The organism is Streptomyces virginiae (assembly GCF_040638905.1).
In the GTDB taxonomy this organism is placed as follows: domain Bacteria; phylum Actinomycetota; class Actinomycetes; order Streptomycetales; family Streptomycetaceae; genus Streptomyces; species Streptomyces virginiae_B.
This window is the reverse complement of sequence record NZ_JBEZYV010000076.1, coordinates 1-5,398: the sequence shown is the minus strand read 5'-3', so window position 1 is coordinate 5,398 and position 5,398 is coordinate 1. Positions and strand designations below refer to the sequence as shown.

The window sequence follows — 5,398 nt, the reverse complement described above, 5'->3', positions numbered from 1 at the left end:
TGCCCCGCACGCCTCCGGCTCCCCGACGGGCATTGGCTCTACCGTGCAGACAACCCGTCCGCACACCGGACTACGTCCCGCCGCACAGGCGTGCCGACGGGTCCGGCCCCTCCTTCCGTCACCCTGATGGTGGATCGCGACGCCGGGAGTCCCACCCGCCCGTGCCCATCGGCCGGGCCGCCCTGACCGCCCCAGCCGCCGCGCTCGAAGTGCCCCGGCAACTTGGCCGGTAGGTGTCTGGTGCACGACCGCAACGGAAAAAGTTTTCCACCGACGCCTATCGGAGCGTCGTTCGCCGGGAATGCTGCGTGTGATCTCCCGCCCCTGCCCGACGCCCCGTCACGGCGTCGCCGCCCGGGCGGGCCTTCCGTTCTGCGCCCTCGGGAGGTAACACGCCATGCAGCCCACCCCCACCACCCTCGCGGCCCCCAGCCGACGCGACCTCCTCACCGGCCTCGGTATGGCCGCCGCCACACCGCTCCTTCTCGGCGTCACCGCCCGCCCCACGTCCCCGAGCCGCCCGCCCGGCCGGCCCGCCACGGCCGGGGGGACGGTCCTGCTCCGTGGGGCCTCCCTCGTCCTCACCATGGACCCAGGCCTCGGCGGCGGCCCCCTCGGGGCCGTCGAGAACGCCGACGTCCTGATGCGGAACGGCGCCATCGCCGCCGTCGGCCCGACCCTCCAACGGCCGCCGGGAGCCTGGGTGGTGGAGGCCGCGGGCAAGCTGGTCATGCCAGGGTTCGTCGACACCCACACCCACCTCTGGCAGGCGGTGATCCGGGGCGGCTGTACCGACCGCGACCTGTTCGGCTGGTTCGCGGGGTGTACCGACCCGCAACGCGCACGGCTGACCCCGGCGGCCCTCCACAGCTTCGTACGGCTCGCCGCCCTCGACGCCGTCCAGTCGGGCGTCACCACGCTGGTGGACTGGGTGGACATCTTCGCGTTCGACCTGATCGAGAGCTACGTACGGGCCCTGGCCGGCACCGGGGTGCGCTTCACCTACGCGATGTTCCCGCCGAAGCCGGACGCGGTGCTGGTCACGAAGGTGAAGAAGGAACTCGTCGATCCGGCGCCCCTGGGTTCCTTCCAAGTGGCCACGCATGCGGCCCGGGCCGTCCAGGACCTCAACCGTGCGCACTGGGAGGCCGCCCAGGACCTGGGCGTCATGCTCAACTCCCATGTGCTGGAACGCCCGGAGCAACGCGCGGACGACCCGATCGGGGTTCTCGCCGACATCGGCGCGCTGGGCCCGCGGCTCCTGATCAACCACGCCGTCCACCTGACCGACGCCGAGATCGCCGCGGTCGCCGAACACGACGTACGTGCGGCCCACTGCCCGCTCAGCAACATGCGGCTGGCATCCGGCATCATGCGGCTGTCGGAGTTCAGACGGCGGGGCGTCAAGCTCGGGCTCGGCCTGGACGGCGGGACCAACGACAGCTCGGACTTCCACGCGCTGATGAAGACGGCCATCGGCCTGCAACGCGCCCGGGCGACGGACGCCGGGGTCTTCCCACAGGTGGAGGACGTCTTACGGATGGCCACGTTGGGCGGGGCAGAAGCGCTCGGCATCGCCGACCGGGTGGGCTCCCTGACGCCCGGCAAGCGGGCCGACGTGGTCGTCATCGACCCGGCCGCCCTGAACTTCGCACCGCGTTTCGACTGGGTGGGCCAGGTCGTCTTCAACGGGCGCCCCGAGAACATCGACGCCGTGTTCGTGGACGGAAGGCCGCTGAAACTCGACGGCCGACTGGTCGACGTCGACGCGGGGCGCGTCGTCCGGGAGGCGGAGGCGGCAGCCACCCGCCTCCGCGCGACCGGCTAGGCGCTCGGGCCGCGGCGGTTCCGGCGGGCGGTGAGCTGGCCCTGGACGTAGGCGTCGGTCTCCGGGGTGTAGGGGCCGCCGTGGTCGAAGAGCAGGTCGGTGATGCGCCGCCATTCCGCCGCCTCGGCGCGGGTACCCGTGTCGGCCGCGTCGAGGTCGTCGGCGGCTTCCTCGGCGGCCTCCAGTGCGTCCGCGGTCTGATGGTGCGTCATTCCTGTTGCCCGTCGGCGTACCCTGTCGCGGGCTGCGCGTTCCTCGGGGGTCGGTTCGTGCGGTTCGTTCGTCGCGGTGTCCTGGCTCATGGGTGGTACGCCTTCCGTCGGTGGCCGTCCGGCCCCTCGTCCATCCTCCGATACCCGCGGCGGGCCGTTTCATCTCCGGCCGTCCGGAGCGGCCGGCGGCGGACCTCTTCCTTCAGGAGTCACCCATGACGCGCTCGCTCGACGGTCTCGTCTTCGTCCCCGTCGCCGACCAGGCACCCGGCCAGGTCGGTCGGCAGACCCGGTTCGAGTACCACGAGCGCGACGGTCTCGTCTGGGCCGACTACCGGGGCGGGGACGTGGTCAAGGGGCATCTGATCGGCACGCGGGAGGATGACACCGTCGACTTCCGCTACGTCCAGCTCCGTCTCGACGGCACGACAGCCTCGGGACACTGCACGTCGCGCGTTACCGTGCTCGCCGACGGCCGCCTGCGCCTTGAGGAGTCATGGAGTTGGGAATCCCAGGAAGGCAGCGGCACCAGCTCGGTCGAGCAGCCGCTGGACTGACGCCCCGGCAGGCCCCTGATCAGCGCGTCTCTTTTCCCAAGACGGATGTGTCCAGGATGCGGGCGGGCTCTTGCTGAGGGGGCCGTCTTCGGCGAATATCCCTATCAATCCGATAGGGAAGGTGGGATTGAGTTGCAGTGCGGCTCCCGCCGGCCATCGACGCCGTTGCTGCCGGCGCCCGACAACGATCCGGAGTGGCCCACATGACCACCGCCGTCCCCGATGGCACCGCCGTCCGCCCACTCTCGGCGCCACGCCACGGCACCCCGGCCTGTCGGTGAAGTCCGTGCCGACGACACCGAGCACGGCCGCAGCCCGGTCCGGCGACGAGCGCCGCGCGCTCCTGCGTACCGCCCGCGACGTGGCGGACGACCTCGCCGCGGATGCCATCACCCGTGAGCGGGCGGGCCGCCCTCCGACCGACGAGAGGACCCGGCTGCGCGAGGCCGGGCTGCTCGCGGCCCTCACCCCGCCCTCGCCCGGCCGCGGTACGGACTGGCGTACCGGATGCGCCGTCATACGGGAGGTCGCCGCGGCGGACAGCTCCGTGGGCGATGTGCTCGCGCGGCACTACGTACACACCTGGAGCGGTCGCTTCTACGCGAGTCACCACCAGGCCGCCACCCTCGAAGAGGCCTCGGTGCGCGAGCATTGGCTGTGGACCGGGGCGGTCCGGGCGCCCGCACCCGACGAGGACGGCGACGGGCCGGACCTCACGCTGAGGCCCCGCAACACCGGCTACGTGCTGGACGGGCGCCGGTCCGTCGACACGGCGGCGGCGGTCGCCGACCAGATCGTGGTGGACGCCGTGTGCGCCGCGACCGGGGAGGTCCTGGTGGTGCGCATCCCGCCCCGCACACGCGGCGTGACCGTGGAAGCCGCCCACGACCGCCTCGGGCAGCGCGCCGCCGGCGCGGGCGAGGTCGTCCTCGACCGGGTCACCGTCGCGCCCGTCCAGGTGCTGGGCCGGCGCCCGCACGACGAGGAGTCGACGGCGCCCTTCACCGCACTGGCGGAGCCGGCCCTGCGGCTCGCCCTGTGCCACGTCGCACTCGGCATCGCCGAGGGCGCGCTCACCGAAGCGCGCGACCTCAGCCGGGGCGGCCGGGCGCACCGGCTGCCGGGCGAGGACCCGGACCTCCTGCTCACCTACGGGGAGCTCGCCTCTGCCGCCCAGACAGCCACCGCAGTGGTCGACCGGGCGACGGAGGCGATGGCGCGGGCCCTCGACGTGGGCGCGCACCTCGACGCCGACGAGCCGGCGGGCGTCGCCGCGCTGGTGGCCACGGCCGAGACGGTGACGTCGCGGGCCGCCCTGCACATCACCACGCGCGTGCTGGAGCTCGCCGACGCCCCCGGCCTGGACCGTTTCTGGCGCAACGCCCGCGTCCTGACGGCCCACCGCCCGGCGGCGCACCGCCTCCGCTCCATCGGCGAGCACTACCTCAACGGCTCGCACCGGGCGGTGGCGGCGGCCTTCCACTGACCCGGCGGCCCGCCGCACACCCGCGAGACGTGGGCGGACGCCGTACGGGATAATGTGCGCATGCGGATCTCAGCCAGGGCGGACTACGCGGTACGTGCCGCACTGCAGCTCGCGGTGTCACAGGACGACGGGCCCCTCAAGGCCGAAGCCATCGCCGACGCCCAGGACATCCCGCACAAGTTCCTCGAGGGCATCCTGAACGACATGCGCCGGGGCGGTCTGGTCCTCAGCCAGCGGGGCGGCAACGGCGGATACCGCCTGGCCAAGCCCGCCGACTCCATCAGCATCGCGGACGTCATCCGCGTCGTGGACGGACCACTGGTCTCGGTGCGCGGCGTCCGTCCTCCGGACCTGTCCTACACCGGCCCCGCCGAGTCGCTTCTCCCCCTGTGGATCGCGCTGCGGTCCAACGTGCGCGCGATTCTCGACGGTGTGACCCTCGCCGACGTCGCGGCGGCAAACCTGCCGGCCGGCGTGTCCGCGCTGACCGACGTTCCCGACGCCTGGACCAATCCCTGACCCACGCGCCGCCATCCCGTCCCACCTGGCCTTTCTCACAAGGCGAGACAAGGTCGTCCAGTATGTGGTCAGCCCCTTGGGTCGGATGTCGCCGTCTGCCAATATGCCTACCAGCCAGGTAGGAAAACTAGGGATTCGGGGGCGAGGTGACCATGCGCACGCCGCATCACGCGGGCCTTCTGCTGCCCCGCCTCACCACCCGCCGGCACATCGACCTGGTCCGCACGTCCAGCGCCATCTGTCAGCCTGCCTGACGCGCTGCCCGGAGCCCCGCTCCGCGTGCAGAGCACCGCTCCGCGCATGGAGCGACGCCTCCGCTTCGCCATCCCGCTCCGCGTCGACCGGATGAACCCTCCCGGCTGACCTCGCCGCCGCATCACCTCCGTGCGCGGCACGCGACGTACGGCGGCTCCACCGCCCCTTCGGCATCCGCGACACCTCTCCGCTTTCCGCCGGCGACGCCGTGCCACCACCGACCGGCAGTGGCACCGTGCGCGTACCTCCACCGCCTTCGAAACACCCGCCCCGAACACCCACCCCGTGAAAGGACACCTCCGTGTCTGCCGCAAGACCGCTCATCACCCTGCGCGCCATCGCCGTCACCGCGACGCTCCCCCTCCTCCTGACGGCCTGCGGCTACGGTTCCGAGGCGAAGAAGGAAGACGACAAGGCCAACGTCGCGGCCACCGACGGCAAGAAGCTGTCGGCCGCCGAGGTCCGTATCGGGTACTTCCCGAACCTGACGCACGCCACCGCGCTCGTCGGCCTCCAGGAAGGCCTGATCGAGAAGGAACTG

6 protein-coding genes and 1 pseudogene are annotated in these 5,398 nt (G+C 72.4%); 6 read left to right on the top strand and 1 reads right to left on the bottom strand.

Features of this window, described 5'->3' with window-relative positions; genetic code table 11:
* Positions 1 to 397 precede the first annotated feature (397 nt).
* Positions 398 to 1,828, top strand: a complete 1,431-nt coding sequence (locus tag AB0F82_RS38485) for an amidohydrolase family protein (protein WP_362636454.1) — start codon at positions 398 to 400, stop codon at positions 1,826 to 1,828.
* On the opposite strand, the gene AB0F82_RS38480 is transcribed toward AB0F82_RS38485, so the two are convergent.
* Complete coding sequence (locus tag AB0F82_RS38480; RefSeq protein ID WP_362636451.1) at positions 1,825 to 2,130, bottom strand: hypothetical protein; 306 nt, start codon at positions 2,128 to 2,130, stop codon at positions 1,825 to 1,827. The two genes, AB0F82_RS38485 and AB0F82_RS38480, sit on opposite strands and share 4 nt — an antisense overlap.
* A 125-nt stretch (positions 2,131 to 2,255) precedes the next feature.
* Here AB0F82_RS38480 and AB0F82_RS38475 point away from each other — a divergent pair, with 125 nt between their 5' ends.
* From AB0F82_RS38475 to AB0F82_RS38455, 5 genes and pseudogenes are all read left to right on the top strand, one after another.
* On the top strand, positions 2,256 to 2,597 hold the full coding sequence (locus AB0F82_RS38475; RefSeq protein WP_362636448.1) for a hypothetical protein: 342 nt from the start codon (positions 2,256 to 2,258) through the stop codon (positions 2,595 to 2,597).
* Between the two features lie 286 nt (positions 2,598 to 2,883).
* On the top strand, positions 2,884 to 4,083 hold the full coding sequence (locus tag AB0F82_RS38470) for an acyl-CoA dehydrogenase family protein (protein ID WP_362636445.1): 1,200 nt from the start codon (positions 2,884 to 2,886) through the stop codon (positions 4,081 to 4,083).
* 60 nt (positions 4,084 to 4,143) lie between these two features.
* Positions 4,144 to 4,602 (top strand): RrF2 family transcriptional regulator, encoded by a 459-nt coding sequence (locus tag AB0F82_RS38465; RefSeq protein WP_362636442.1) that lies wholly within the window; start codon positions 4,144 to 4,146, stop codon positions 4,600 to 4,602.
* Between the two features lie 152 nt (positions 4,603 to 4,754).
* Positions 4,755 to 4,856 carry a putative leader peptide gene (locus AB0F82_RS38460; protein WP_324610408.1) on the top strand — a complete coding sequence of 34 codons (102 nt, stop codon included), beginning with the start codon at positions 4,755 to 4,757 and terminating at the stop codon, positions 4,854 to 4,856.
* 302 nt (positions 4,857 to 5,158) lie between these two features.
* Positions 5,159 to 5,398 (top strand): annotated as a pseudogene (locus tag AB0F82_RS38455) (sulfate ABC transporter substrate-binding protein); the annotation flags it as partial.